19 protein-coding genes and 10 pseudogenes are annotated in these 23,510 nt (G+C 67.3%); 14 read left to right on the top strand and 15 right to left on the bottom strand.

Annotated features, from left to right (window positions below):
- Positions 1 to 81 precede the first annotated feature (81 nt).
- Complete coding sequence (locus BFN33_RS55755; RefSeq protein ID WP_370743393.1) at positions 82 to 309, bottom strand: hypothetical protein; 228 nt, start codon at positions 307 to 309, stop codon at positions 82 to 84.
- Between the two features lie 12 nt (positions 310 to 321).
- Positions 322 to 894 (bottom strand): annotated as a pseudogene (locus BFN33_RS46790) (DUF4240 domain-containing protein).
- Between the two features lie 682 nt (positions 895 to 1,576).
- On the opposite strand from BFN33_RS46790, the gene BFN33_RS46795 reads away from it, so the two are divergent.
- Complete coding sequence (locus tag BFN33_RS46795; protein WP_088245539.1) at positions 1,577 to 2,761, top strand: polyketide synthase; 1,185 nt, start codon at positions 1,577 to 1,579, stop codon at positions 2,759 to 2,761.
- 163 nt (positions 2,762 to 2,924) lie between these two features.
- Here BFN33_RS46795 and BFN33_RS46800 read toward each other — a convergent pair whose 3' ends face one another.
- Both BFN33_RS46800 and BFN33_RS46805 read right to left on the bottom strand, forming a co-directional pair.
- A complete protein-coding gene (locus BFN33_RS46800; protein WP_069766325.1) occupies positions 2,925 to 5,087 on the bottom strand; it encodes a SpoIIE family protein phosphatase in 2,163 nt (720 codons plus the stop codon).
- Between the two features lie 97 nt (positions 5,088 to 5,184).
- A pseudogene (locus BFN33_RS46805) lies at positions 5,185 to 5,640 on the bottom strand (transposase); the annotation flags it as partial.
- Between the two features lie 543 nt (positions 5,641 to 6,183).
- Here BFN33_RS46805 and BFN33_RS46810 point away from each other — a divergent pair.
- The 3 genes and pseudogenes from BFN33_RS46810 (at position 6,184) to BFN33_RS46820 (ending at position 8,747) form a co-directional block, all read left to right on the top strand.
- Positions 6,184 to 7,386 (top strand): alpha/beta fold hydrolase, encoded by a 1,203-nt coding sequence (locus BFN33_RS46810; RefSeq protein WP_079141406.1) that lies wholly within the window; start codon positions 6,184 to 6,186, stop codon positions 7,384 to 7,386.
- A gap of 153 nt (positions 7,387 to 7,539) precedes the next feature.
- A pseudogene (locus BFN33_RS53570) lies at positions 7,540 to 7,945 on the top strand (IS5 family transposase); the annotation flags it as partial.
- A 418-nt stretch (positions 7,946 to 8,363) separates the two neighbouring features.
- The gene (locus BFN33_RS46820) at positions 8,364 to 8,747 is read left to right on the top strand and encodes a nuclear transport factor 2 family protein (protein WP_069766326.1); all 384 of its coding nucleotides are present in this window, start codon (positions 8,364 to 8,366) and stop codon (positions 8,745 to 8,747) included.
- Positions 8,748 to 8,772: 25 nt separating this feature from the next.
- On the opposite strand, the pseudogene BFN33_RS51025 reads toward BFN33_RS46820, so the two are convergent.
- Positions 8,773 to 8,922 (bottom strand): annotated as a pseudogene (locus tag BFN33_RS51025) (ATP-binding protein); the annotation flags it as partial.
- A 198-nt stretch (positions 8,923 to 9,120) separates the two neighbouring features.
- Here BFN33_RS51025 and BFN33_RS46825 point away from each other — a divergent pair.
- Positions 9,121 to 9,750 carry a hypothetical protein gene (locus tag BFN33_RS46825; RefSeq protein ID WP_069766327.1) on the top strand — a complete coding sequence of 210 codons (630 nt, stop codon included), beginning with the start codon at positions 9,121 to 9,123 and terminating at the stop codon, positions 9,748 to 9,750.
- A 384-nt stretch (positions 9,751 to 10,134) separates the two neighbouring features.
- On the opposite strand, the gene BFN33_RS46830 is transcribed toward BFN33_RS46825, so the two are convergent.
- Both BFN33_RS46830 and BFN33_RS46835 read right to left on the bottom strand, forming a co-directional pair.
- The gene (locus tag BFN33_RS46830) at positions 10,135 to 10,521 is read right to left on the bottom strand and encodes a hypothetical protein (RefSeq protein WP_079141408.1); all 387 of its coding nucleotides are present in this window, start codon (positions 10,519 to 10,521) and stop codon (positions 10,135 to 10,137) included.
- A 22-nt stretch (positions 10,522 to 10,543) separates the two neighbouring features.
- A pseudogene (locus tag BFN33_RS46835) lies at positions 10,544 to 11,014 on the bottom strand (IS5 family transposase); the annotation flags it as partial.
- Positions 11,015 to 11,069: 55 nt separating this feature from the next.
- On the opposite strand from BFN33_RS46835, the gene BFN33_RS51030 reads away from it, so the two are divergent.
- Positions 11,070 to 11,890 (top strand): IS5 family transposase gene (locus BFN33_RS51030; RefSeq protein WP_370743390.1). Its coding sequence is split into 2 segments (ribosomal slippage): positions 11,070 to 11,412 and positions 11,412 to 11,890, totalling 822 coding nucleotides; the frame shifts between segments, so codons are not numbered across the junction.
- A gap of 413 nt (positions 11,891 to 12,303) precedes the next feature.
- On the opposite strand, the pseudogene BFN33_RS46850 reads toward BFN33_RS51030, so the two are convergent.
- A pseudogene (locus BFN33_RS46850) lies at positions 12,304 to 12,645 on the bottom strand (transposase); the annotation flags it as partial.
- 427 nt (positions 12,646 to 13,072) lie between these two features.
- On the opposite strand from BFN33_RS46850, the gene BFN33_RS46855 reads away from it, so the two are divergent.
- On the top strand, positions 13,073 to 13,309 hold the full coding sequence (locus tag BFN33_RS46855) for a hypothetical protein (RefSeq protein WP_141758080.1): 237 nt from the start codon (positions 13,073 to 13,075) through the stop codon (positions 13,307 to 13,309).
- Positions 13,310 to 13,698: 389 nt separating this feature from the next.
- Here the strand turns inward: BFN33_RS46855 and BFN33_RS46860 are convergent, their stop codons facing one another.
- Together BFN33_RS46860 and BFN33_RS46865 are read right to left on the bottom strand one after the other, a co-directional pair.
- On the bottom strand, positions 13,699 to 14,430 hold the full coding sequence (locus tag BFN33_RS46860) for a hypothetical protein (RefSeq protein WP_069766331.1): 732 nt from the start codon (positions 14,428 to 14,430) through the stop codon (positions 13,699 to 13,701).
- A gap of 344 nt (positions 14,431 to 14,774) precedes the next feature.
- Positions 14,775 to 15,365: a helix-turn-helix domain-containing protein gene (locus tag BFN33_RS46865; RefSeq protein WP_256123062.1), complete on the bottom strand. Its 591-nt coding sequence runs from the start codon at positions 15,363 to 15,365 to the stop codon at positions 14,775 to 14,777.
- A gap of 194 nt (positions 15,366 to 15,559) precedes the next feature.
- On the opposite strand from BFN33_RS46865, the pseudogene BFN33_RS46870 reads away from it, so the two are divergent.
- The 3 genes and pseudogenes from BFN33_RS46870 to BFN33_RS46880 all read left to right on the top strand — a co-directional run.
- Positions 15,560 to 16,395 (top strand): annotated as a pseudogene (locus BFN33_RS46870) (transposase); the annotation flags it as partial.
- Positions 16,396 to 16,447: 52 nt separating this feature from the next.
- The gene (locus BFN33_RS46875) at positions 16,448 to 16,789 is read left to right on the top strand and encodes a hypothetical protein (RefSeq protein WP_069766332.1); all 342 of its coding nucleotides are present in this window, start codon (positions 16,448 to 16,450) and stop codon (positions 16,787 to 16,789) included.
- Positions 16,786 to 17,341 (top strand): annotated as a pseudogene (locus BFN33_RS46880) (transposase family protein). The gene BFN33_RS46875 and the pseudogene BFN33_RS46880 overlap by 4 nt, the downstream one beginning before the upstream one ends.
- A gap of 52 nt (positions 17,342 to 17,393) precedes the next feature.
- Here BFN33_RS46880 and BFN33_RS46885 read toward each other — a convergent pair.
- Positions 17,394 to 17,651, bottom strand: coding sequence for a hypothetical protein (locus BFN33_RS46885; protein WP_069766333.1), 258 nt, complete (start codon positions 17,649 to 17,651; stop codon positions 17,394 to 17,396).
- 718 nt (positions 17,652 to 18,369) lie between these two features.
- Between BFN33_RS46885 and BFN33_RS55055 the strand changes: the two are divergent.
- Positions 18,370 to 18,489 (top strand): annotated as a pseudogene (locus BFN33_RS55055) (Asp23/Gls24 family envelope stress response protein); the annotation flags it as partial.
- A 69-nt stretch (positions 18,490 to 18,558) separates the two neighbouring features.
- On the opposite strand, the gene BFN33_RS46890 reads toward BFN33_RS55055, so the two are convergent.
- The 3 genes from BFN33_RS46890 to BFN33_RS46900 form a co-directional block, all read right to left on the bottom strand.
- A complete protein-coding gene (locus BFN33_RS46890; RefSeq protein ID WP_069766334.1) occupies positions 18,559 to 19,245 on the bottom strand; it encodes an SDR family NAD(P)-dependent oxidoreductase in 687 nt (228 codons plus the stop codon).
- Between the two features lie 82 nt (positions 19,246 to 19,327).
- Positions 19,328 to 19,720 carry an ester cyclase gene (locus BFN33_RS46895; protein ID WP_069766335.1) on the bottom strand — a complete coding sequence of 131 codons (393 nt, stop codon included), beginning with the start codon at positions 19,718 to 19,720 and terminating at the stop codon, positions 19,328 to 19,330.
- A gap of 156 nt (positions 19,721 to 19,876) precedes the next feature.
- Positions 19,877 to 20,617 carry an SDR family oxidoreductase gene (locus BFN33_RS46900; protein ID WP_069766336.1) on the bottom strand — a complete coding sequence of 247 codons (741 nt, stop codon included), beginning with the start codon at positions 20,615 to 20,617 and terminating at the stop codon, positions 19,877 to 19,879.
- Between the two features lie 91 nt (positions 20,618 to 20,708).
- Here BFN33_RS46900 and BFN33_RS46905 point away from each other — a divergent pair, with 91 nt between their 5' ends.
- Positions 20,709 to 21,317, top strand: a complete 609-nt coding sequence (locus BFN33_RS46905; RefSeq protein ID WP_069766337.1) for a TetR/AcrR family transcriptional regulator — start codon at positions 20,709 to 20,711, stop codon at positions 21,315 to 21,317.
- Between the two features lie 156 nt (positions 21,318 to 21,473).
- Here BFN33_RS46905 and BFN33_RS46910 read toward each other — a convergent pair whose 3' ends face one another.
- Entirely contained in the window at positions 21,474 to 22,688 is a 1,215-nt protein-coding gene (locus BFN33_RS46910; RefSeq protein WP_069766338.1) for an RNA-guided endonuclease TnpB family protein, read from the bottom strand.
- Between the two features lie 52 nt (positions 22,689 to 22,740).
- Here BFN33_RS46910 and tnpA point away from each other — a divergent pair, with 52 nt between their 5' ends.
- A complete protein-coding gene (gene tnpA, locus BFN33_RS46915; RefSeq protein ID WP_079141409.1) occupies positions 22,741 to 23,169 on the top strand; it encodes an IS200/IS605 family transposase in 429 nt (142 codons plus the stop codon).
- A gap of 157 nt (positions 23,170 to 23,326) precedes the next feature.
- Positions 23,327 to 23,510: pseudogene (locus tag BFN33_RS55060) on the top strand (IS256 family transposase); the annotation flags it as partial.

Consider the following 23,510-nt stretch of genomic DNA (forward strand, 5'->3'; position numbering starts at 1 on the left):
CCGGAGTCAAGCAGCTGGTCGATCACCTCCCGGCAGGCATCGCCGACTGCGAGGGTTAGCCGCGGCACCAGATCGGCGTTCTCATCTGGAAGGCGATCTTTTCGGGCGGGTAGTCGTTCTTGTGCGTTTGCCCTGCTCCAGGGCGGCGTGGGTCTTGACCAGCATGCCCTCGTGAAAGATCTGCACCATGGTGGCGGTGGAGCGGACAGCGACCCGGCGGCCAATGAGCTTCCAGGGCGCCGAGTAGAGCGTGCGAATGACCTTGACGTGTTCTCTGAACTTGGCGGCGACGGGATCCGGTGAGCTCAGGCGTGGTTGTGCTCAAGGAAGAGGCGGGCCAGTCCGGGGAAACGGGCCTGCATTTCCAAGGCGCCGTTGAAATCGAAGCTCTCGCCCATTTCGGCCCGTGCCTGGTCGGTGCGGGGTCCGCAGAACTGGTCGTAGTCGTCGTAGAAAGGTGCAGTCGTCGTCGTCGCCGTTGATGCGCTCGTAGGCGTGGGAGGCCGCATAGTTGACGGTTTCGTTGAACAGCGCCTCGTCGGTGCCTTCGACCGCCGCAGCGATGACGTCTGGATGCTGGGCGAGAACATCGGGTGCGGTGGCGGCCCGCTCGTACCACTGTCGGCCCCGCGCAATCAGTCCGGCGCGGAAGTCCATGAAAGCGTCGTCGGAGCATCCTCCACCGATCAGATGGCCAGCAGCCCACATGTCTCGTCAGTAGATCGCCCCGTGCAACTGATCGAAGCACTGCTGGTATTCGAGGATCGTCTGCTTCCAGGTCGCCGCAAGCCGCTCGACCAGGGCCGATGCGAACGCTTGGCTCGGGTCTCCGGAGGCCGAAGCGGCGTCGGTGCGTGCTGTTTCGATGACGGTCCAGAAGTCGTCGATGTTCATCCAAGCGCCGTCGCATCCCGAGCTGAGAGCGCGAGTTCGATCCTCACCATGCGAACCCCAGGCCGGCGGCCCGGACTTCGCAAGCGGTCACGTCCCTGCGGCCGGGCCTGACCGAAGCTGGACCGGGCGGCCCAGTTCTGGCCGCGGCCCCGTGCCGGTGGGCGTCGGTCGGCAGGCCGTGGGCGGGCTCGCGCAGGTCCGGTTGGGACCGCGACCGGTGTCGGGGCTCTTGCCCGGCCCGTGAGTTCGACGTACTTCACGCCACGCTCCTCGCGTTCCGGACGAGGGGCACCCTGGCCGCGACGAAGTCGTACAACCGCGTTCCAGGACCCGGGACACCGCGCCTATGGGTGCGGGAATCCACGGATCGGCACCACCGGCTCCTCGTTGTGGAGGACAGTGAGGCCGTGGTAGCCGCGGTGGCGAGGTCCACCGGTGGCATGTCAGGTCGGCGCGGCACCGCGTCGGCCCTTCTGCAGCAGTGTGCGCCGTTTCACGTATCGCACAGGCTCCCAAGTTGCCCAGATCACAGCGCAAACGCCCCTGTGGCATCCATGCTCGAAACGGACATGGACTCCCTAACCGGAGCGCACTGCCATGGACTTGGGTGAATAGCTCACAAGTGATCTATGGCACAGCCCCCGTGACAATTCATCTCGTTCTCTGCAGAAAGGCGCCAAACGTGACCGCTTACCTGTGCCCGCCCGCCGTGATACACGGCAAGCACGCCGTGCCGACCAGTCAGATTGTGGACGAAGTGCGTGGTCGGCACCCGAACGCGGCGTGGGCGCCGCGGATCGACGGCATCGCGGCCAGTACGGGCATCGAAACCCGTGGCTGGATGCTGCCGTTGGAGGCCGCCGTCGCGCCCGGCAGCGGAAGCGGCCTGCCGGCCGCCGGCATCGGGCCGGCCCGAGAGGCGCTGGCCGGTGACGGGTTCAGCGAACAGGATGTGGATCGCGTGATCGCTGCCCTTGAGGCGATACCCGCGCCGCAGACCGTCCAGGAACGCACTGCGCCGGCCTGGTCGGCAGTGCAGTCCTACGGTGAGCGTGCGGCGCGCGGGGCCCTGCAGATCGCCGGGCTGGACGCCGCGGATGTCGACTGTCTGATCACCAGTCACTCCACCACCCCGGCGCTGCCGGGGCTGGACGTCTCCCTCGCCAACAGACTCCCGCTCCGGCCCGACGTGCTGCTGCTGCCCGCCACGCAGTGGGCGTGCATAGCCGGGACCCGCTCCCTGGCGCTGGCGGCGGATCTCGTGGCCGCGGACCCCGACCGGGTGGTCCTGGTCGTGATCGCGGAGGCACTGAGCACGACCTACCAGCCCGCGGACGACACTCTTGAATCCCTGATCGTCCGGTTGCTGTTCGCGGACACTGCGGTTGCCACGGTGGTCACGGGCCGCCCGAGGCCCGAGTCGACGCTGCGGCTGGACACCGCCTGGCACCACACTCTGCCCGGCACCCAGGACCTGCACCGCCTGGAGACACGGGAGGACGGCACGCACTTCGTGATGGACCGGCGCGGGCCGCGCGCCGTGCAGGAGACGGTCACCGCTATGTGGGAGTGGTTGCGCCTGCGATACCAGGACGACCCCGGCTCCTGGCACCCTGACGTTCTGCTCGCCCATCCCGGCGGGACGCGTGTGCTGGAGTACATGGAGCAGACGATGCCCGACGGGTGGCCGTCGGGGCTCCTGCGCTACAGCCGGGACAGCTACACCAGCGGCAACCGCGGAGGCGCCGCCGTGTTCGACATCATGCGGAGGGCGTACGACGCCGGGCAGAAGGCGGGCAGCCGTGCCGTCCTGTACGCGGCTGCCCCGGGCCTCACTGCCACCGCCCTGGAAGGGGAGTGGCTGTAGTGCGGACTCGCGCCCCTCGTCACGCAGGTGCCGCCGCCTGACGAACAGCTCCCGCGCCGCCCGGCCGGCGCCCCGTCACCACCCGGCCGAAGCCCTGTCACCGCCCGGCCGGGGTCTCGCCGCCAGCCCGCTGACGCCTCATCACCGCCGAGCCGACACACCGTCACCGCTCGACCGAAGCCCACACCACCTTCCCGGTGTCCGTCCATCGCACCCCCCACCGGGTGGTGAGCCCGTGCACTACGTGCAGGCCACGGCCGGCGTCGTCGAGGAGCCCGCTCGGGCCCAGCCGCGGCCTGCCGTTGCCGGTGTCGCCCACCTCGCACAGCAGCCCGTGGCCGGTCCTGATCAGCCGTACCGTGATGGGTCCGCCGGCGAAGCGGACCGCGTTGGCGACCAGTTCGTCGACCACCAGCAGCACGCTGTCCCTGGTGTGCTCCCTGGCGCTCCACTGCCCCAGCAGCTTGGAGACCAGTGTGCGGGCCCGGGCGGCCGCATCGCCGCGGGCGGGCAGACGCCACGTCGCGGTGTCCTCCTTGCGGTAACCGATCATGCGGGCGATCAGCAGAGTCACGTCGTCGCGCCGACGCGTCGGCGCCACCGCCGAGACCACGCGCCGCGCGGCCTGGTCCAGGGCGTCCCACGGGTGCACCGAGGACACGGCGTCCGTCAGCCTGTCGATGCCCTCGTCGATCGACAGGCGGGGATCCTCCACCAGGCCGTCGGTGTAGAGGACGAGCAGCGAGCCCGGGGGCGCACGGAACGCGTGCACGTCGTACGGCTCCCGCAGCGCGAACTCGGCGCCCAGTCCGGGGTGGGGACGTATCGCGACCGGGCCGGCGGGTCCGTCCGGGGGTACCAGGACCGGGGGGAGGTGACCGGCGCTGGCCACCGCCACCTGGTGGCTGACCGGGTCGTACACGGCGATGCAGCAGGTCGACCCGAGGGCGCTGTAACCGGCCGCCAGCCCGGAATCCGCGTCGTCCAGCAGCGCCACTGTCTCGTCCAGGTGCTCCAGCACCTCGTCGGGCGCCAGCCCCGCCGACAACAGCGCGCGGGCCTCCATGCTCAGCTGTCCCATGGTCGCCGCGGCGCCCAGCCCGTGCCCGACGACGTCTCCGACCACCAGCGCGGTACGGCCGTCCGGCAGCGGAAAGCTGTTCACCCAGTCGCCGCCGACACCCGCACTGTCGGGGGTGGCGGGCTGGTAGACGCTCGCCGTCTGGATCGTGTCGCCGCCGGACCGTGGCAGCAGTCGGCGCTGCAAGGCCAGTACCTGTGTGTGCTCGCGCTGGTGCTGACGGGCCAGGTCCACGTGGTGGGAGGTCCTGGCCACCAGTTCCTGCAGGTCGAAAAGCTCGCTGTCCGCGAAGGGGCGGTCCGCCCGCCGCCAGACCTCCGCGACACCCAGGACGACGGGCGGCGTGCCGTCCAGGACCAGCGGTATGCACACCACGGCCGCCGCCTGGTCGCCGGGCACCAGAGCACGTACCAGCCGAGGACTTTCGAGCACCCGTTCGATCGCCGTTCGGTCGGGTATGACGATGGCCTGCGCGGCATCGTCACGCCGTATGGCCTGGGACAGCAGTCGACTCGCATCGCCGGGAAGATCGTCGCCCGGGGTCACGTAGCCGTCGGGCCACGCCCGGTCCGGCACCAGGGCCGCCCGCCGCAGCCGGAGGCGCCCCTGCGGCTGCTCGGTGACCGCCTCACCCGTCCACACGGCGAAGTCGAGGTCGACGGCCGTCACGTCACCCCAGGCCAGCAGGGACTCCGCCAGCGACTGCGCGGTCTCGCCGATGTCCAACGAGGTGCCGATCGCGGTCTCGGCGGCGTACAGGTGCAGCCTCCTGGCCATGGCGATCAGTGAGACGGTCAGGCCCTCCTGAGGCGCCGCGGCGGCCAGGATGCTCATCGAGACCACCAGCTCCGACCCGTCGCCGCGTCGCAGGCGCTGGACCCGGGCGACGTGCGGCTCACCGGTCTCGAGGACCTGCCGCAGGCGCCGGGTGACCGTCGGTACGTCCGAGGGAGGCAGGAGATCGACGAAAGGGCTCCCGGCCACGGCCTCCACCCCCGCGAAGACCGGGGCGTCCAGATTGGAGCGGGTGATTCTCAGATCCCGGTCCAGATTGACCGCGCCGAGGATTTGCTCCTGACCGGCAGCAGTCGGGTTGTCGGATACGTCTCGACGGGCGGCGTCGTCCCCCTGCGGGTCGGCGGAACCGGCGGCCGCTGCCGCTCCATCGACTGGCATGTACTGCCCCAAAGCGCTGCTGACCATGTCGAACGGTGACGCAGACGAGGGGGGTGGGGTGGAGTCCATGCGACTCTCTCAGCTTGCTCGCCGACCCCGGCACCACGTCGGAGCCGTACCAGAACCCGGGCGACAGAGTCCCGGGATTCTTGACCGCAAACCTCATTCAATAACACCCGGGGCCGCTACGCCCACACCAGCGGGCCGCACGGTGACGCGGTGCCAGCCGACGACCGGTCGACGACCGGTGTTCCTTCGTAGTGGTTCCATGGTCGTCGCCGCGCTGTACCGGCCGGTTTCGGCCGATCCGCGTCCGGTTGGCCTTCTGGTCCGCCCGTTCGGGGATGACGGCTCGGATGCCCCGGCGCCGCAGCGTCTGGCGGATCGCCCGTGACGAATACGCTCTGTCGGCGATGACCGCGTCGGGCCTGCGGCGCGGCCGACCGACGCCGGCCCGGGGCACTCTCACCGCCTCCAGGACCGCGTCGAAGGCGGTGGAGTCGTTGACGTTGCCCGGCGTGACGAGGACGGCCAGGGGCAGGCCCCGGCCGTCACAGGCGAGGTGGACCTTGGTGGTCGGTCCGCAGCGGGACCGGCCGAGCGCCTGACGCTCCGCCGCGCGTTCCGCGGCAGCCGCGGCGGGCGTGCTTTGACGGTAGATCTGCCGGTCGAACGCTGGTGGCACGCCCTGACCGCACGTGCTGTGGGGGAGACCGTCCCCGAGGACCAGCAGCTGGCACTCGCCACACGCAAGGTCGGGATGGGGCTGGTCGACCTCGGGCCACAGCTCCCAAAGAGCATCAGCGGCCGCACATCGTCGAACGCTGCTTCAGCCGCCTCAAAGGCTTCCGCGGCATCGCCAAACGATACGAGCAGACCGCCACCTCCTACGAAGGAGCGGTCACACTCGCGTCATTCCTGCTCTGGGCAAGATCCGTTTGAAGACGGACCCTAGTTCCCACCGGAGGCGGTCATGCGCACATCGTCGACATCGATGTCGTGCTCCCCGGGTGCGCCCCGCCGATTGGAGGAGCAGCGCCCACCCGATCGGTCACCGTCTGTGCGCCCCACCGTGCCGGCTCCCCGTATAGCCCGGGGGCGACGGAGATGCTCACCAATCTCTGGAACAACCGTTCCTCAGGGCGAATAGGTATCGGAGGCGACCATGCCGCAACTCACCCTCGTCGACCACAAGGTCAAGCACAAATCATCTATCCCGGCGAACGCCGGCGAGGACGTCGAGCTCTTCGTGCGGGAATACAAGACTGCCGGATCCAGCGGTACACCCAAGCCGGTTCTCATGCTCCACGGCAGGAGTGTTCCGGCTCTGCCCGGCTTCGATCTCGTGCTCCCGCCGAAGGGCGGCTCCACGCACCCGGACACCAGCTACAGCTGGGCGCAGTTCCTGGCGGGCAAGGGCTACGACGTGTACATCATGGACCTCCAGGGCTCCGGGCTTTCCCCCCGCCCGAAGATGGAGGACCCGTGCAACGCCAACCCGGCCCAGCGGGGCCTTTTGGAGACCAACCCCGGCACGGGGACCTGCTCCCCGACAGCGCCCTACCCGCACCAGCTGGGCAACTCGCAGAGCGAGTGGGACGAGCTGGCCACCGTCGTCAAGTTCATCAGGGCGCGGTGCGGCAACGAGAAGGTCTCCTTCATCGGCTGGTCCGCGGCCTCGTTCGTCATGGGCCCGTACGCGCTGCAGAACCCCGGGGACGTGGCGAGAATGTTCCTTCTCGCGCCCATCTTTCCTCCGGCAGGCCGGTGGTCGACGCACCCCGAGGCACCCTTCGCTCCGCCTCCCGGTACGGGCCTGCCCACGCAGCCCGAGTCCAAGCCGCCCGCGGGCTTCGGCTTCCCGATGAACCTGACCAGCAAGGCGGGCCTGCAGGCCACCATCAGTGACAAGGACCTGGCCGGCCACGTGTGGCAGTCCATCATGGACTGCGACAGCGTCGGCCAGAAGTGGGGCGGTACCACCGCGGGGGCGCCGGAAGGCGTCATGCGGTGGCGCAACTCCTACTGGTGGGGCTGGAACACAAGCACTGTGCCGTACGGCTCCACGCTCGGCACTTCTGTGCCGGTGTGCATCGTCTACGGAGACCAAGACACGACGGCCAACACCGCAGTGGAGCTGGGACCGGTGCTGCACTTCTCCGTTCCGGACCTCTACCAGGCGATTCCGGGCGCCGACAAGCTGATGATCCGGGTCGAGGGCTGGGACCACCAGCCTGTCTGGGACCGCCGGCCCAACCAGATCCTGCAGCAGATGTCCTGGAAGTGGCTCGACGACAAGAAGGTCTACGGCGTCGAGGGTGGAAGCTGGGTCATGGACGCGGACGGCGTGGTAACTGAAGTGGAGTGAGCCCTCCCAGGGCCGCAGATGGCATGTGGGGCGAGCCGGGGTCGGTCCGCGCAGTGATGAGGAGCGCGGCCCGGTCCCGGCGGCCAGGGCCGATGATTAGGGGTTGTCCGGCGGATCATGTGACCGTCGTGGCTTCGGGTCGTTGCCATGAGCATGGGGCGGGGAGATTTAACGTATGAGGAGTGGGCCCGGCTGAAGCCGCATCTGCCGAAGTCCGCTAAGCGGGGCGGCCGTTGGGCCAGCCACCGCAGGGTCATCGACGGGGTCCTGTACCGACTGCGCACTGGAGTGCCATGGCGGGATCTACTTGCGCGTTTCGGTCCGTGGAAGACGGTGTACGAACGGCACAGACGTTGGTCGGCGGACGGCAACTGGGACGGGATGTTCGCGGCCGTCCTGGCCGACGCCGATGTGGACGGCCGGATCGACTGGTCGATGATGAGCGTCGATTCGACGTACTGCCGGGCCCATCAGGACGCCGTCGGGGCTCGTAGGAATCGCCACGAGTGCCAGGAAAGGAGGCACGCCCCGGCAGCGCCGCCCCGACGAGGGGCGGGGCCTGGTGGCCTTCTCTGCGGTTGCGATGTCGGGGAAGTCGTAGAGCGGGCGGCCGTGTCCGTCGAGGGCGGCCGACCGCGGTTGACCCAGTTGCAGATGGCGGGGCGGGTAACGCGGGCCGCGTTGGCGCTGATGAGGCGTCGCCATGAGGTGGCGAGGGCTGCGGCTTCGGCGCCGTTGTAGAGGCGGTTGTCCATGTGCGGCACCTCTTCGGGACGTGCCACAGCCCCGGGCCGGGGTGGGCTGGCTAGGGCGGCATCATTTGGCTCCACCCAGGGCAACTCCAACTGGCCACAGTTCGCGGGTGATTCGTAAACATCAGGCGTCGTGCGGTAGCCCCGGAGGGCAGCTTGATTTTGGGGCCACTGAGCGGCGAGGGAGGAGTGACGGCCGCGCGAGGGCGTCGGCATAATGGCCGCATGGCGGATCGGACATCTCTGCAAACTGAGCTCGCCGCGTTCATCGGCGAGTACGAACGGGCCAACAACATTCACGACATCTCACGTGTGGTGCCGTTCATCGCCGAGGACGCCGTGTACTGGTTCTCGGACGGTTCGCATCGGGGCATCGAGGAGATCCGATCCGCGATCGAGAAGACGTTCGCGGGGATCCTCGACGAGGTGTATGAGGTGCGTGAACTGGAGTGGCCTGTGCTCACCGCTGATGTCGCGGTGTGTCGTTATCTGTTCGCCTGGACCGGCGTCGTGAACGGCGAACTCCGCTCTGGCCAGGGCCGGGGCACTAACGTCATCGTGCGGCGGGACGGCAAGTTGAAGATGCTGCATGAGCATCTCAGCTCCTGATCCTTGGCAGGCGCTCACCTCAGGACGTTCGGTTGACCGTGAGCCGGTCCACGATGGCCGCGCAGCGCCGCGGATCGGTGAACGTCGTTGACCAGCCGGTGAACGCCTCGTTGGAGGCGATGGCGATGCTGTTCTTCTCCTCGCGCTCTGTCAGAACCTGGAAGAGCATCTCCGCGAGGGCCATGCGGTGCTCCAGCTGACGGCCGACGGGCTCTGAGGACCTGTCACCCAGCCGGTGCCGGGCCTGAAACTCCCGCACGGATGTCAGTGGCGGTGGCAACACTTGATCCATGACGCTCGACCGTGCCGATGCGGCACCGCCTCTGCTGATCCCCTCCGGGTCGGCGTTCAACCCGATGGGGGTGACCGGCGGATGCTGCTGCCCGTCCTCGACACCAACGCGCTGCTGGTCGAAGCCTGCGCCCTGGCCAAGAGCGGCGGTCGGCAGGACCGGGTCACCGCGCTGGCCGTCACCGGCCGTGCCACTCCGTACATCGCCGCGCACGTCCCCGGCGAAGTCGACGAACACCTGGCCAAAGTGGCCGCCGGCCTCGAAGCGTCGGAACGGCAGGCACGCCGGGTACTCAATGAGCAGATCCTGCCCGCCCTTCGAGTGGTCGACCTGGAGATCCGCGACCACTTGGCCCCGCAGACCGAGCACATTCTGCGGGTCGACCGGGAGATGCTGAAGCGGCACCGGGGCGACCCGGACGACGCGCCCACGATGGCGCTCGCGGAGTTCCTGGGACGGTGCGTCATCGTCTCCAGGGACAGCGTCTTCTCCCGCTTCGGGTTCGCCGTCATTGACTGGATCCCCGTCGCGGAGAGCGTGCTGCGCCTGGAGGCCACCGCCGCGAACGCGCTGGTACTCATCGACATCGCGTTCCAGCTGTTCGGTGCTGGCGTTCACCGCCTGGTGGTCCTCGCCGCGAAGAACCCGCTGGCTGCGACGGCCGCCGTGGGCGGGCTGCCGTGGTGGTGCCATTCTGAAAACGCTCAGTGATCCCACCGGGTTGGGTTTCCTTAGCGGAGTGGGAAAGGTATTCGACGCCTACGACTACGGCAACCTGGGCGCAAGTCTCATCAAGGGCGATTGGAAAGGAGCTGCGTCGACAGCCGTCGGCATATGGGCGGGGCAGTCACCCAGGTCGTATGTGAAGCCGTTCTTGCTGGTCTTTCTGTCCCGACCGCCGGAGTCGCCGAGGTCGCCGGCCAGGGAGTCTGCCTCGGAGCCTCATACGGTGTGGGCACCTGGGCACAGGGCCAACCAGAAGAATCGCTGTAACAGCGGCTAACACAATGAGGCGGATGGCTGCTGATCGGAGCATTGGTGGAGCGAGTTGTGCGTTCGGCTGGGAGTGGGGGTCCCGTCTGTCGGGAGGGATTGCTACCTCTCCTGTGTGCTCCGCGCTCTACCCTGCTCAGCACGGAACTCGTCCAAGAGGGAGAAGAACATCTCCATCGGTGGCGTGCCCGCCGACTCGGCTGCCCGTTCGATCTCGACAGCCCAGCCCAGGTTGCTGGGGTGCGCCATGTTCGTCCGCTTCCACAGCCACTGGGAGAAGGGGCCGCCGTTCCAGAAGTCAAAACTCTCGTCGTTGTCGTGGATCTCGCAGGCGACCGCGTAGCCGACAAGCATGGAGTCCAGATGCTGAAGAGAGCCGCGGCGAACCCACATTCCCGGGCGCAGCCTCACCTGATCCAGGAACTCGTGGACATCACGCAGTTCTCGCGGCTTGCGTGGCCCGGGCCTGCTGGCCGCCAACTCGGTCATACCTGCAGCCTACTGACAACAGCTAACACAGGAAGCGAATCTGTCGTTGGGTGATGAGGCAGCAGGCGAGTTGGAGGAACGCTTCGTGGATGTCGGCTCTGCGTTCCCAGCGGATACGCAGGCGGCGGAAGCCATGCAACCAGGCGAAGGTCCGCTCCACCACCCACCGGTAGGTGCCATGCCGGGTGCCGGGGCGGGCGATGGCGGGCACGATGCCGCAGGCGCGGACCTGGTCGCGGTAGATGTCGTGGTCGTAGCCGCGGTCGGCAAAGAGGGAGTCGGGTCTGCGGCGGGGGCGACCGACTCGGCCGCGGACCGGTGGGATCGCGTCGAGGAGGGGCAGGAGCTGGGTGACGTCGTTGCGGTTGCCGCCGGTCAGCAGGACTGCGAGCGGGGTGCCGTGGCCGTCGGTGATCACATGGTGTTTCGAGCCGGCTCGCCCCCGGTCGACCGGCGACGGGCCCGTGTGCTGCCCCCTTTTAGAACTCCTAACGAAATGATCTTCGAGGTGGTTGGATCACTCTGAGACTGGTGATCTGGAGGTGCGGGTGGCCCGGCCGAAGCCGTGGGAAGTCGATGACGAACTGTGGGCGGTGATCGAGCCCTTGCTGCCGAAGGTTGAACGTCGGATGCGGCATCCGGGTCGCAAGCGACATCCAGACCGGCTGGTGTTCCAGGGCATCCTGTTCGTCCTGCACACCGGAATCGCCTGGGAACACCTGCCACAGGAACTCGGCTTCGGCTCGGGCATGACCTGCTGGCGCCGCCTGTCCGAGTGGACCGAGGCTGGCGTGTGGCCCCGGCTACACGAGGTCCTCCTCGCCGAGCTCCGGGGCGCGAACGCCCTGGACTTCTCCCGGGCGGCGGTCGACGGCTCACATATCCGGGCGTTAAAGGGGGAGCCAAGACCGGACGAAGCCCCGTTGACCGGGGCAGGACGGGCAGCAAGCATCATCTGATCACCGACGCCACGGGCATTCCGCTCGCCGCGACCCTGACCGGCGGCAACCGCAACGACGTCACCCAGCTGATCCCTCTCCTCCGGGCCGTACCGCCCGTGCGAGGCAAGCGCGGCCGGCCTCGACGCCGCCCTGATGTGGTGCTGGCCGACCGCGGCTACGACCACGACAAGTACCGCCGCATGGTCTGGGACCTCGGCGTGAAGCCGCAGATCGCTCGTCGCGGCACCGAGCACGGCTCCGGCCTGGGCACCCAACGCTGGGTAGTCGAGCGAGCGTTCGCCCACCTGCACTGGTTCCGCCGCCTGCGCATCCGCTGGGAGATACGCGATGACATCCACGAAGCCTTCCTCAGCCTCGCCTGCAGCATCCTCTGCTGGCGACGGCTGAAGAAGCTCCGTCCGCGTTAACTTTCGTTGTCCTGAGCAGCCATGAAGCCGCGATCCTGGATCACCGGGAAGACTTGCTGTGTGGTGGCGATCCAGGCGTCGATGTCGGCATGGGATGACCTGATGGCGCTGATCAGCGCCTCGATCACGTCCAGCTTCGGCTTGCCGACGTTCAGGCTGAGCTCGTCCATCGACACCTCTTGGTACGACATGACCAGCTGCCACCAGAACCGCATGAGGAAGCGGCATTCCTGCGGGTCACGGTCGTCTGCGAGGCGATCATGAATGACCCTCTGCACGCGCCGCCGCTGCTCATCGTCACGAAAGCCGTTGTTGAGGTCAGTCAGGGTCACGTCCGGACAGTAGCAACCGCGTTCGTTCACCGCCCCCGAGTTAGCTCCCAAGTCCACGTAGAGCATTCCGTTAGGGGTTCTTAGCGACCTGACGTGGGAGGAGTCGACCACGCAGCGGGACCAGTCCAGGCGCGAGGCCGCATTGAGCTCGGCGAGCAGGACCTCGTGCAGCCGTTGCCAGACGCCGGCCTCGTTCCAGTCCCTCAGCCTGCGCCAGCACGTCATGCCCGACCCGAACCCCAACTCTTGCGGCAGGTACTCCCACTGGATGCCGGTGTGCAGCACGTACAGGATCCCGCACAGCACCTCGCGGTCCGGCAATGCCTTGCGGCCGGGATACCGGAACCTGCGCGCACGCTGCGGCAGCAACGGTTCCAGACGGTCCCACAGCTCATCCGACACGATCCACGGCGATGTCCCCACGTCCAGCCGAACGCTCAACTCCCGCCTCGGACACGGCCATCAGGACCGAGCCACCTCATTGTGTTAGCCGTTGTAAGACACAGGAGGTTGCATGACCAGTGCGACGGCTGAACTGATGGCTCGCGGTGCCTCCGGCCCGCCGCTCCCCACCTGGTTGTGGGTCGTCATCGTGATTGTTTTCATAGCGCTGGCCGCGTACGGAATTTCTCGAATGAAGAGGGGCTGATATCCATATTCTCCGGGTACGGTCATCGCCGTACCCGGAGAATCGTTTACTGCCCTTGGATTCCACGACCGCTGGCTGGACTCCTATTGAGGCGCTCCGGGTCTGATGGAGGCTCCGGACTGCCCCGAGTTGGTTGGAATCGGGTTGCTTGGTTGCCAGGTTACTGGCGGAGTGGGCAGTTCGTACTCCACCGGGCTGAGCATGCCCAGCGCGGAGCGCCTGCGCTGTCGGGTATGGAAGGCCTGGGACGTCAGCCGCACCGGCGGTCGCGGCGGGATCCGGCTGGACTGGGAGGAACGCCAGGGCTGGTACTACGCCCTCACCGGCCTCGACGCCCATGACGTGCTGCTCTACACCGCAACCCCTACCCACCGCGGCCTGACCACTCAACCCGGTGAACCTTCCCGGTCACAGCACAAGCCGCGGGCCGGAACGTGACGGAGCCCGGGAGCATGTCCAGCTCCCGGGCTCCAGCTTGCCACCCATTTGCGCACACCGGCGGCGTTTAAGAACCGCGGGTCATGTTGAGATCGACGTGTTCTGCCTTTGAACTACAGCGCCACGAGAGAGGCGCCGAAGGGACTTGAACCCCTATCCGTCGATGTTCGCCCACGCTCGGTCGATCCGGTGTTCGGCGGCGAATACTGAGACTGGAGCGAGAATCTGAGTTTCACGGGGCCGCCTCTGCCAGCCTTGGGCCACCCCCGCACGTGGTGCGGGGAGAGGGATTCGAACCCCCAACTGACACCCCTTCATCAGCTTCAACATCAGTTTCAGCTTGCGCTCATCGCGCACCCTCCGCTCGCGACGGAGGGCGTGTGTGGAGGCTACCGGAACAGGTAGCCGAATACCGCGTCGCCGACCCGCTGGTCGGTGACCTCGGTGTTGTTGGCCTCCTCGCGGGCGAACTTGACGGACTGCTGGAGCTTCTCAACGCGGTCGAGGAGCTCATTGACCCGCCGGGCGGGCAGCGCGCCGGAGAACTTCACCGTGGTCCAGTAACCGACCGCGACGTCCTCGTAGTACACCTCGACCTGCGCCGGGTGCTTCTCCGTGGCCTCGGCCTTCACGTGGTTGCGCGGAACCTTCTTCGTGCGGATGGTCCGCACCGGGTCCGTCTTCCACGAGTCCGTCGAGGGGTCCAGGTTCCAAGACTCGGAGGCGTCGAGCACTGGCAACTTACGCACGAAGGTGTGCAGGTCGGTGAGTTGCTTCTCCAGGAACAACAGGTAGGGGACAGGCACCTGGGGCAACAGCACCGTACCGTCGACCACCACGTCCGCGACCGCGGACCGGTTCGCCCAGTCCTTCGTCGCGGTCACGTCGAAGAGCCGCGTCAGCGTCCCGGCGGTCGCCCGCAGAGCATCCTCGGCCTTGATCTGCACCCGCGTGGACTCGGGCGGCAGCTGCTCGCCCTCCTCGTCCTTGGGCTGGTAGGTCCGGGAGATGCCGGCCAGCAGGGCGGGCTTCTGCACGTCCTGGTGGGCCTGGGTGAGCTCTTGGAGGGCCTTGGACTTGACGCCCTTTTCGACTGCGATGATCTGATTCAGCTTCGGCACACGGCGAATCTAACAACCCTGCGCCGCACGCACATCCGATTAAACGCCTGCCCCGTCTTTTCCGCCTGAGAGGGCGGGGCGGCGAATGTGAACCCGGGCCGGGGCGCGAAGGTCACCAACCGTAAGGAGGCCGCCAGGCCGGTGGCCCGTGCGGTGCATCGCAAGGCGGAGGGCCAAGGCTCCTACCGCACGTTCCTCGGTGGTCCGACCAACGCGTCGAGGCGCAGTGCCGGCCGTCGCGACACGGTGAACCTTGCCGGTCACCGCACGAACACGCGGTACGGCCGGGTCGGCCCCACAACCGGTCCAACCATCTGGAGTGGGACCGCCGGTCCAGCGTCAGTTCAGTTCCCGGCGGCCCTGGTCGAGCGGGCGTATTCGGTGGGTGTCTGGCCGTAGTGCTGCCTGAAGGCCCGGATGAAATGGCTTCTGTCCGCGAACTGCCAGTGAGCGGCGAGTTCGGACACACTCAATCGGCCGTGGGGCGTGGTGAGGGCGAGCCGGGCCTCTTCAAGCCGTCGGTGGCGGATGTATGAGGCAACTGTTTCTCCTGCCGCTGCAAACGCCCGTTGGAGCGTGCGGACGGAGACGTTGAGATCGCGTGCCAGCATGGTCGCAGAGAGCTCGGGATCGGCGAGATGCCCGTTGGCGAGGTCTTTCGCGGCCTGGGCGAGGGCGGGTGCGAGCCGCGGTTCCACGTCGTCGAAGTGGCCTATCGCCACTGCCTTGGCCAGCTCCAGCAGGCTGCTGCGGGCCGCTTCCACACCGGCCGAACTCAAGTCGGCTACGGTGTTGTGGACCATCTTGGAGTGGGCCGTCAGCAGGCGCATCTCGGCCGAGTCCGCCGACCCAAAACCGATCCGGCTCCCCAGCAGGGGTTTGAGTATCGCGGCAGGCAGAATGAAGAGTTTCGCCTTCGTGTGCGGCGCCGTCACGAAGTGAGACTTCCGGTCGCAGTGTTCGAGAATGAACTGTCCGCCCGAAAGGGTCTGGTCGCCGTGATCGCGCGTACCGTCCCGCGTCTATGCTCCGTGCCTCACCACGAACATCCGCACCTGCTCCTCAAACGGGGGCGGGACGTTCTCGGACCGGACGGCAGACACGCCGTGGAGATTGATGATCGCCACGTCGCGTCCAGCAGGACGCAACCTGGAACCGCCAGCAGATCGCCAACCAACTCCGCTCCCTGCTGCGCGAGTACTACCCAGCCGCTCTCGCAGCCGTCGAGTCCTGGAAGAACGGCCTCTGCCGGCGCGAGGCCCACGAGTTCCTGAAGGCGGCCCCGACACCAGCGAAGGCCGCTCGACTTACTCGCACGCAGCTGCAGGCAGCCCTGAAGGGTCCGGGTCGGCAGCGGGGCATGACAGCCGAGGCCGAGCGGCTCCGCCAGATCTTCCGCTCTGACTGGGCCCGCCAGCCGCACCTGGTCGAGGACGCGCTCGGCAAGCAGATGCTCGCACTCCTGATGCAACTGGAGGCCGCCTGCACCGCCGCCGATAACCTGGCCGAGGCGGTCGAGGAGGCATTCCCTGAGCACCCTGACGCTGAGATCATCCTCACCTTCCCCGGCCTCGGCACCCAGCTCGGCGCCCGGGTGCTTGCCGAGATCGGGGACGACCGGCAACGGTTCGCCGACGCCCGCGGCCTGAAGGCATACGCCGGCGCTCGCCCATCACCCGGGCGTCCGGCAAGAAGTCCAGTATTACGCGACGCTGGGTGAAGAACGACCGTCTCAACCACGCCGGTTACCTCTGGGCGTTCTCCGCGATCACCGCCTCACCTGGCGCCAAAGCCCACTACCGACGACGACGCGACAACCACGCAGACTCGCACGCCGCCGCCCAGCGCAACCTTTTCAACCGCATGATCGGCCAGCTCTATCACTGCCTCCAGCACGGCGAACGGTTCGATGAGCTGGTCGCCTTCCCCACACCGCCCTCGGTGACGGAGAAAGCTGCTGCCTGACCTGTGGCAACACGCCTTGCTCAGGTCGCCCACAGCGGTCGATCATTCACGGATGAGACCCGAAGTTCAGACCTTCGTCGCCGACGGACCTCTGCCCGACTGGGATGCCGACGAGGAGGAGATCGACCGGCGAGTCAAACAACTCGAAGCCATCTCCGCGCCTGTCACACCCGATGAGGCGCATGCTTTGGCTGCCTGCTTCGGCCCCGACGACTGCTACGGCGTCGCCTGGTCACTGCTGCACCTGATCGAGACCAGCCCAGGGCCGGTGCCGCCGGTGACGCCACCCGGCACCGATTCCGACGAATGGCATCACACGCTCTGGAACCGCTGGGGAAACCATTCACTCACCGAACAGCACTTGACGCGTCAGGGCCCTGAGGTGTCTGGATAGCTCCGTTCACCGGGCTGAGCCCGCGTCAGTTCGGCACGCTGATCACCGCGTTGCGGCGCGAGGGCGCTGACCCGGTTCGCAAGGGCCGACCGTGGAGCCTGCCGCTGGAGGACCGGGTACTGCTGGTCGCCGCCTACTGGAGGACCAACCTCACGCTGCGCCAACTGGCGCCGCTGTTCGGGGTGTCGAAGTCGGCTGCCGAGCGCGTCATCGACAACCTCGGACCCGTACTCGCTCTCCAGCAACGCAAGCGGTTCCGCAAAGACGCTGTGCTGATCGTGGACGGCACCCTGGTCCCCACCCGCGACCACGACATCGCCGAGCAGTCGAAGAACTACCGCTACTCCACCAACCACCAGTGGCCAGGCCCAACTCCTTGACTGGAAAGAGGAACACAATGCCTCCCACCGCAAAGTCCGCGCCCGCGTCGAACACGCCTTCGCCCGCATGAAGACCTGGAAGATCCTCCGCGACTGCCGTCTCAAGGGCGACGGCGTCCACCACGCCATGCTCGGCATCGCCCGCCTGCACAACATCACCCTCGCCGGGTGACGGAGAAACAGCAGGTCATCCAGCACATCAAAGATCATTTACGGGACAACGCTTAGCGGGGCTCGTCGGTCCGCCAGGTGAAACCGTCCAGAGAGCCAGGTGGAGTTTCCTGGCCCGTCACCGGCGGATGCCGCCACCGCATGACCAGTGACACCGCCGAGGCCATCAACCACCCCGCCAGAGTCATCACAACCAGAACCGCCAGAAACAGCCCCGCCAGCCCCAGGAACCCGAATTTCGCCAGCATCCAAGGAATCTGATCTTCACCACAGCCACAGGCCAACCGGCCGTCCGCCAAAGGGCTCGTCATACGACCAGCGTGCCCACATCCCGCACCGCAAGTACACAGCGTCGTCGAACCGTCGCCCGGCGGTGACGGTTCCGGGATCCTGCGCCGAGGCGACACAGGGCCACCCGAGACTCGGAACGGGGCTGGCCCGAGCGCGCCGCGAAGGCCGGTCCCCTGACCTCATCGAGATCGCCCGAACGGTCCACGTGCCACCGGCCATGCCTGGCTGGTTCCTCACGGGACCGGCAGCCCTGCTGCTGACTCCGGGTTGCCTGCAACGCCTGGCATCAGTGACCCGGGCAGGTACAACGCGCCGTTGGCCGCAGGTGCCGCCGCGGAGAGCTTCTGGGATCTCCTCCTTCATCGAGACCTTCTATGACCGCCGCCGCCTGCGCAAAAACACAGGACCTTCGGCTACCTCACCCCGGTCGAGACCAGGCAGCGCCACCAACACGCTCTCGCGGCATAACCAACGAGTGTCCAAGATCACGCGGCAACTTCAGCCGACGGGCTGCGCTACCTGCTGGACATCGCCATCGGGTTGTTCGCGGCCACCATGGCTTGGGCCGCTGCGCGCTGGTCCCGCCGGACAGACCGACGCACGGGACGGCATATCCGCTGACGTCAGCGGGTGGGTCAACGGAGCCGTGGAAATGAGTAGACCGGCGGACACCGCCGGCTCGGTACGTGGAGGAGGTGGCTTCCCATGACGGAGGCGGCCAGCACAGCCAGGACCGATATGCGTGCCTCTGGTACGACGACCCTGCAGGGCAAGCCCGGGGCGAATGCAGATCCGGCAACCCGAGGCCGGACGACCATAGCCGACGCAGTGGTCGAAAAGGTCGCAGGGATGGCGGCGACGAGATGCCTGTGGGAAACGGGCGGGGGCCATCCCGCCCGGGATGGCCCCCGCCCGTTTCCCACAGGGCTACCAGGGCACTTCCCCGTTTTCGTCCTGGAAGGTTCCTGTCGGACCGTCCGCGTCGAGGGTTGCGAGACGCACGACGACCCTGGCGCTCTCCTCCGGCGCCCTTCCGATTCCGAATGCCGCAGTCAGGTCGGTCGCGGTGGTGCCGGGTTCGACTGCGTTGAACTTGATGCCCGGCTGGGACTTGGCGTACTGGACCGTGAGCATGGTGGCTGCGGACTTGGACGCAGAGTAAAGCGCCAACGGCAGGTTGAACTCCGGCCGGTCCGGATTGGTCACCGCCCAGAAGGACCCGGCGCTGCTCGACACGGTGACCACGGTGGGGTTCGAGGACTTGCGCAGCAGGGGAAGCGCCGCCTCCGTCACGCGCACGATTCCCACCGCATTGGTGTCAAAGGCCCTCAGAGCCGTGGGACCGTCGGTGACTCCGTGCCCCAGGACGCCCGCGTTGTTCACCAGGACGTCGAGCCGGCCCTCGGCCGAGTCGATCGTCGCCAGCGCGCTGCTCACCGAGGCGTCGTCGGTCACGTCGAGCTGCACGAATCGTGCGCCGAGCGCCGTCGCGGCCTTCTCGCCTCGCTCGACGTCACGAGCACCGATGTAGACAACGTGGCCCAATGCCAGAAGTTGTCTGGCTGTCTCGAAGCCGATGCCCTTGTTGGCCCCAGTGATCAGTGTGATGGTCATGCGTATCCTCACGAGGTGCGTGGCCCGAGTGGGCCGTTGGTGATGTCCGGACTGTTATTTGAGGTGGGCGCTGATCGCGAGGTCAGCCGGTCAGCTGCCGGAGAAGTTCGCCGGCGTCGTGCAGGGCAGTCATGTGCACGAACCGTCCGTCGTGGACCTGGTAGATGGCGTACTCCACGATCTCGAACGAGGCGCCGGTGGGAGCCACACCGAGCCATTTCTTCACCGGGGTACCCCTGTTGACCAGGCGCGCAGCCAGACGGTCACCGTCGAAGAGCAGTTCCTTGAGTTCCCAGCGGAGGTCCGGGACGGCGTCCACGTCATGCTTCTGAACCGCGATGAGGTCGTCCCGCGTCGCCGGCTCACCGTTCAGGGTGGTCCGGTCGCTGATGAACTTGTCCATACCATCGAACTTGTGGGCGTTGAGCGCCTCGATATAGCGCAGGTAGAACGCGCGCAGATCACTGTCGGACATGAAGAGGACCCTTCTATGGGGCGGCTCCGGATTGGGGCCGCGACTGGATGCAGAGGAGACGCGACGCCCTCCACGGCCTCGCCGTGCTGGCCATCGCTGAGGAAGATGTCCGCCGAGCAGAGCCGCTCCTGACCAGGTCAGGGGTGGTTCCGCTTCTCAGATCTGGTTCAGGCCGCCGTCGACGTACAGGCTCGAACCGGTGATGAAGCTGCTTTGCCCGGAGGCGAGAAAGGTGACGGCGGCGGCGACTTCCTCGGGGCGTCCGAGCCGGCCCAGCGGCACCCGGGTGGCCAGTTGCCGCTGGAACCGCTCCGGCTCGGGGGTGAGTGCCGACAGCGCGGGGGTGTCGGTCGGTCCGGGCGTGACGGTGTTGACCCGTATACCGCGTCCCTTGAGTTCGTTGGCCCAGGTCCGGGAGAACGACCGGGTGGCGGCCTTGGTCGCCGCGTAGACGCCGAGCGCCTCATCGCCGACATCCACGTTGGTGGAGCCGTTCAAGATGACCGAAGCGCCGTCGTTGAGCAGGGGCAGCGCCTTCTGGACGGTGAACAGCATGCCCCGGACGTTGATACCGAAGAGGGTGTCGAAGTGTTCCTCGGTGACCTGCTCCAGCGGCACGAGCGAGGCGACGGAGGCATTCGCGAACAGCACGTCCAGACCCCGTCCCCGGCTACGGACCGTCTCGTAGAGCCGGTCCAGGTCGGCCAGGTTCGAGATGTCGCCGGTCACCGCGGTAGCCGCTGGACCGATCACTTCGAGGGCGGCGTCGAGTTCGGTCTTGCGCCGGCCGGTGATGAACACGTGTGCGCCCTCGGCCGTCAGCCGGACGGCACTGGCCAGGCCGATTCCGGTACTGCCCCCGGTGACGAGAGCGGTCTTTCCTTCAAGTAGTCCCACGTGAGCACCCCTTCGACTTTTGCAACGATCGCTGCGGAAGTCGAACATAGCACTTCTGCAGCGATCGATGCGGAAGGGGTAGACTGTGGGAGTGGAGACGAAACAGAGCGGCCGCACCGGCCGGCCACGAGGATTTGACACCGACGAAGCTCTCGAACGCGCCATGCTGGTCTTCTGGGAGCACGGCTACGAGGGCGCGAGCTTGTCCAACCTGACTGATGCGATGGGCATCTCCACCACCAGCATGTATGCGGCCTTCGGCAACAAGGAGGAGCTGTTCCGCAAGGCCCTGGAGCGCTACACCGAGGGTCCGAGCGCATACCTGGCCCGGGCCCTGGAGGAGCCGACCGCTCTCGGCGTCGCCACCGCGATCCTGGCGGGCGCCGTTCGGACCACCACCCGCCCGGCCCACCCCCACGGCTGCCTGGGCGTCCAGGGCGCCCTGTCCACCAGCGACTCCGGACAGGAAGTCCGTGACCTCCTCGTCGCCTGGCGCGACAACGGCTACTCCTGCATCAGGGAGCGGTTCCGGCGGGCCGTCGACGACGGCGACCTGCCCCCCGGGACCGATCCGGGGCTACTGGCCCGCTGCCTCACCACCTTCGCCTACGGCATCGCCGTACAAGCAGCGAGCGGTGTCGACCGCGACGAACTCCAGGAGATGGCCGACGCCACCCTGCGCAACTGGCCGTATTCCTGACTCCTGCCCGGTACATCCTCTGGTGCCCGGCTGGGCGGCAGAGCCCAAGTGGGACGGGTGTCGGGCTCTGTTGTCCGTCGATGCGGGCCGGGTGGTGCTGCGCTCAAGGCGAGGCACTGAGGTGACTCCTCCCCCTCGAAACGAGGGAGCTTCTCGCTATGCCGGTTGGGCTTCGCGACGGACCAGCCCGGCCCGTAAGACATTGAGTGCGCCCACGGTGTCCGCGTGCGCGCTGTGGCCGCACGAGACGCAGTGGAACTTCTCCTGGGTGGGCCGGTTCTCCGCTGAGACGTGCCCGCATTGGGGGCAGGTCCGGGAGGTGTTGCGGGGGTCCACGGCGATCACTTCGCGTCCGGCGCTTTCAGCCTTGGCATTCAGGATCGTCAGGAACACCCCCCATCCGGCATCCGAGATCGAGTGGTTCAGCCCTGCCTTCGCGGCGGCCCCGTTGGGCAGGAAACGGCCTGGCTGGCCGGGGTCGGGCTTCGGCGCGGGAGCCTTGACCATGTTGCGGATCTTGAGGTCTTCGTGCGCGATGACGTCGTGTTCGCGCACGAGATCAAGCGCGGTCTTGTGGGCGTGGTCCAGGCGCTGACAGCGGATCTTGCGGTGCAGAGCGGCAACCTTCTCAACCGCCCGCTGGTGGTTCTTGGTGCGCTTGTCCCGGCCCACTCGCGGGAAACGGGCGAGGGCCTGTTGTGCCGCCTCCAGCTTCGCGGCGGCCTTGTGGCCGTGGCGCGGGTTGGGGACGAACCCGCCGCCTGAGTCGGCGAGGAAGTGGGCGATGCCCAGGTCGATGCCGACTGAACTGCCTGTTGCGGGCAGCGGCTTCGGCTGGTCCTGTTCGGCGCTCAGGATCACATACCAGCGCTTGCCTTCGCGCTTGACGCTGACGGTCTTGACCTGGCCCACCACGGGCCGGTGCTGGTTGACCCTGACGTGCCCGACACCCTGGAAGCGAACGCGGGTCACCGGGTCGTGCGGGGTGGAGTCCCACCGGCAGCCGTCCCCGTCCTTGGGGAAGTCCACCGTGTCGAACCAGTTCGCCCCGCGAAAGCGCGGGTAGCCCGGCGAGTCGCCGGCCTTGATGCGCCGGAAGAACGCGGCGAACGCCTTGTCCAGACGGCGCAGCGTGGCCTGCTGGGAGGAGAACGACCAGCGGCCCTGGCGCTCCGGGTCGAACGCCCGGATCTCCTTGAGCTGCGCGGACTGGTCGCCGTACTTGATGCTTGTCCTGGAGCTGTGCCGGTAGGCGTCACGGCGTTCCTGCAACGCCCCGTTGTAGAGGGAGCAGTGATCCCGGAGCATCGCGGTGAGCGCGGCTTGCTGGCCCACGGTGGGTCGCATGAGGAACTTGTACGCACGGATCATCCGGCCCACCCCCTCCCCTGGTCAGCTTGCTTGATCATACTACCCTTGGCGTATGTCACCACGCTGGGAATCAAATCCCGATGTCCGTACCGGGCGTCATGTTGTCTACAACCTGCACGCGCACTTGGTGTTCGTAACGAAGTACCGGCGGGGCGTCTTCGATGACGACATGCTCAAGCGGTGCGAAGAGATCATGCGCGAGGTGTGCGCCGGCTTTGATGTGGAACTGCGCGAGTTCAACGGCGAGACCGATCATGTACACCTGCTGGTGCACTACCCGCCAAAGGTCGCCCTGTCCAAGCTGATCAACTCCCTCAAGGGCGTCAGCTCTCGCTACCTGCGAGCCGAATACACCGGCCGGATCAACCGCATCGGCATGGGCTCCGTCTTCTGGTCCCGCTCCTACTTCGCCGGTTCCTGCGGCGGAGCGCCACTCACCGTGATCCGCCAGTACATCGAAGGCCAGAAGCGGCCCGTCTGACCGTCAACCCCTGAACCGCAGAGAACTCCGCCGCTGCGCGGCTCCGGAGCAAGGATGCGTTTCCCTCCCCGGCTGAAGCCGCGGATACCCACGGGGAGTGTAAATCTAACGGCGGATCCGACGATCATGGGAGAGACGTCAAGTGACTGACACCGCCGTGGAGTTGGAGACCGTGGAACCTGTCGAGAGTGCCCCGTCCGGGCAGCCTGCGCCCGTGTCTGATGAGCAACTGGTCGCGATGCTGGTGGAACGGGCCCGGTCGGAGGGGCTGCAGCTGACCGGTCAGGGCGGGCTGCTGCAGCAGCTGACCAAGCGGGTCCTGGAATCTGCTCTGGAAGGCG

The organism is Streptomyces sp. LUP47B, assembly GCF_001746295.1.
Classification (GTDB): Bacteria; Actinomycetota; Actinomycetes; order Streptomycetales; family Streptomycetaceae; genus Streptomyces.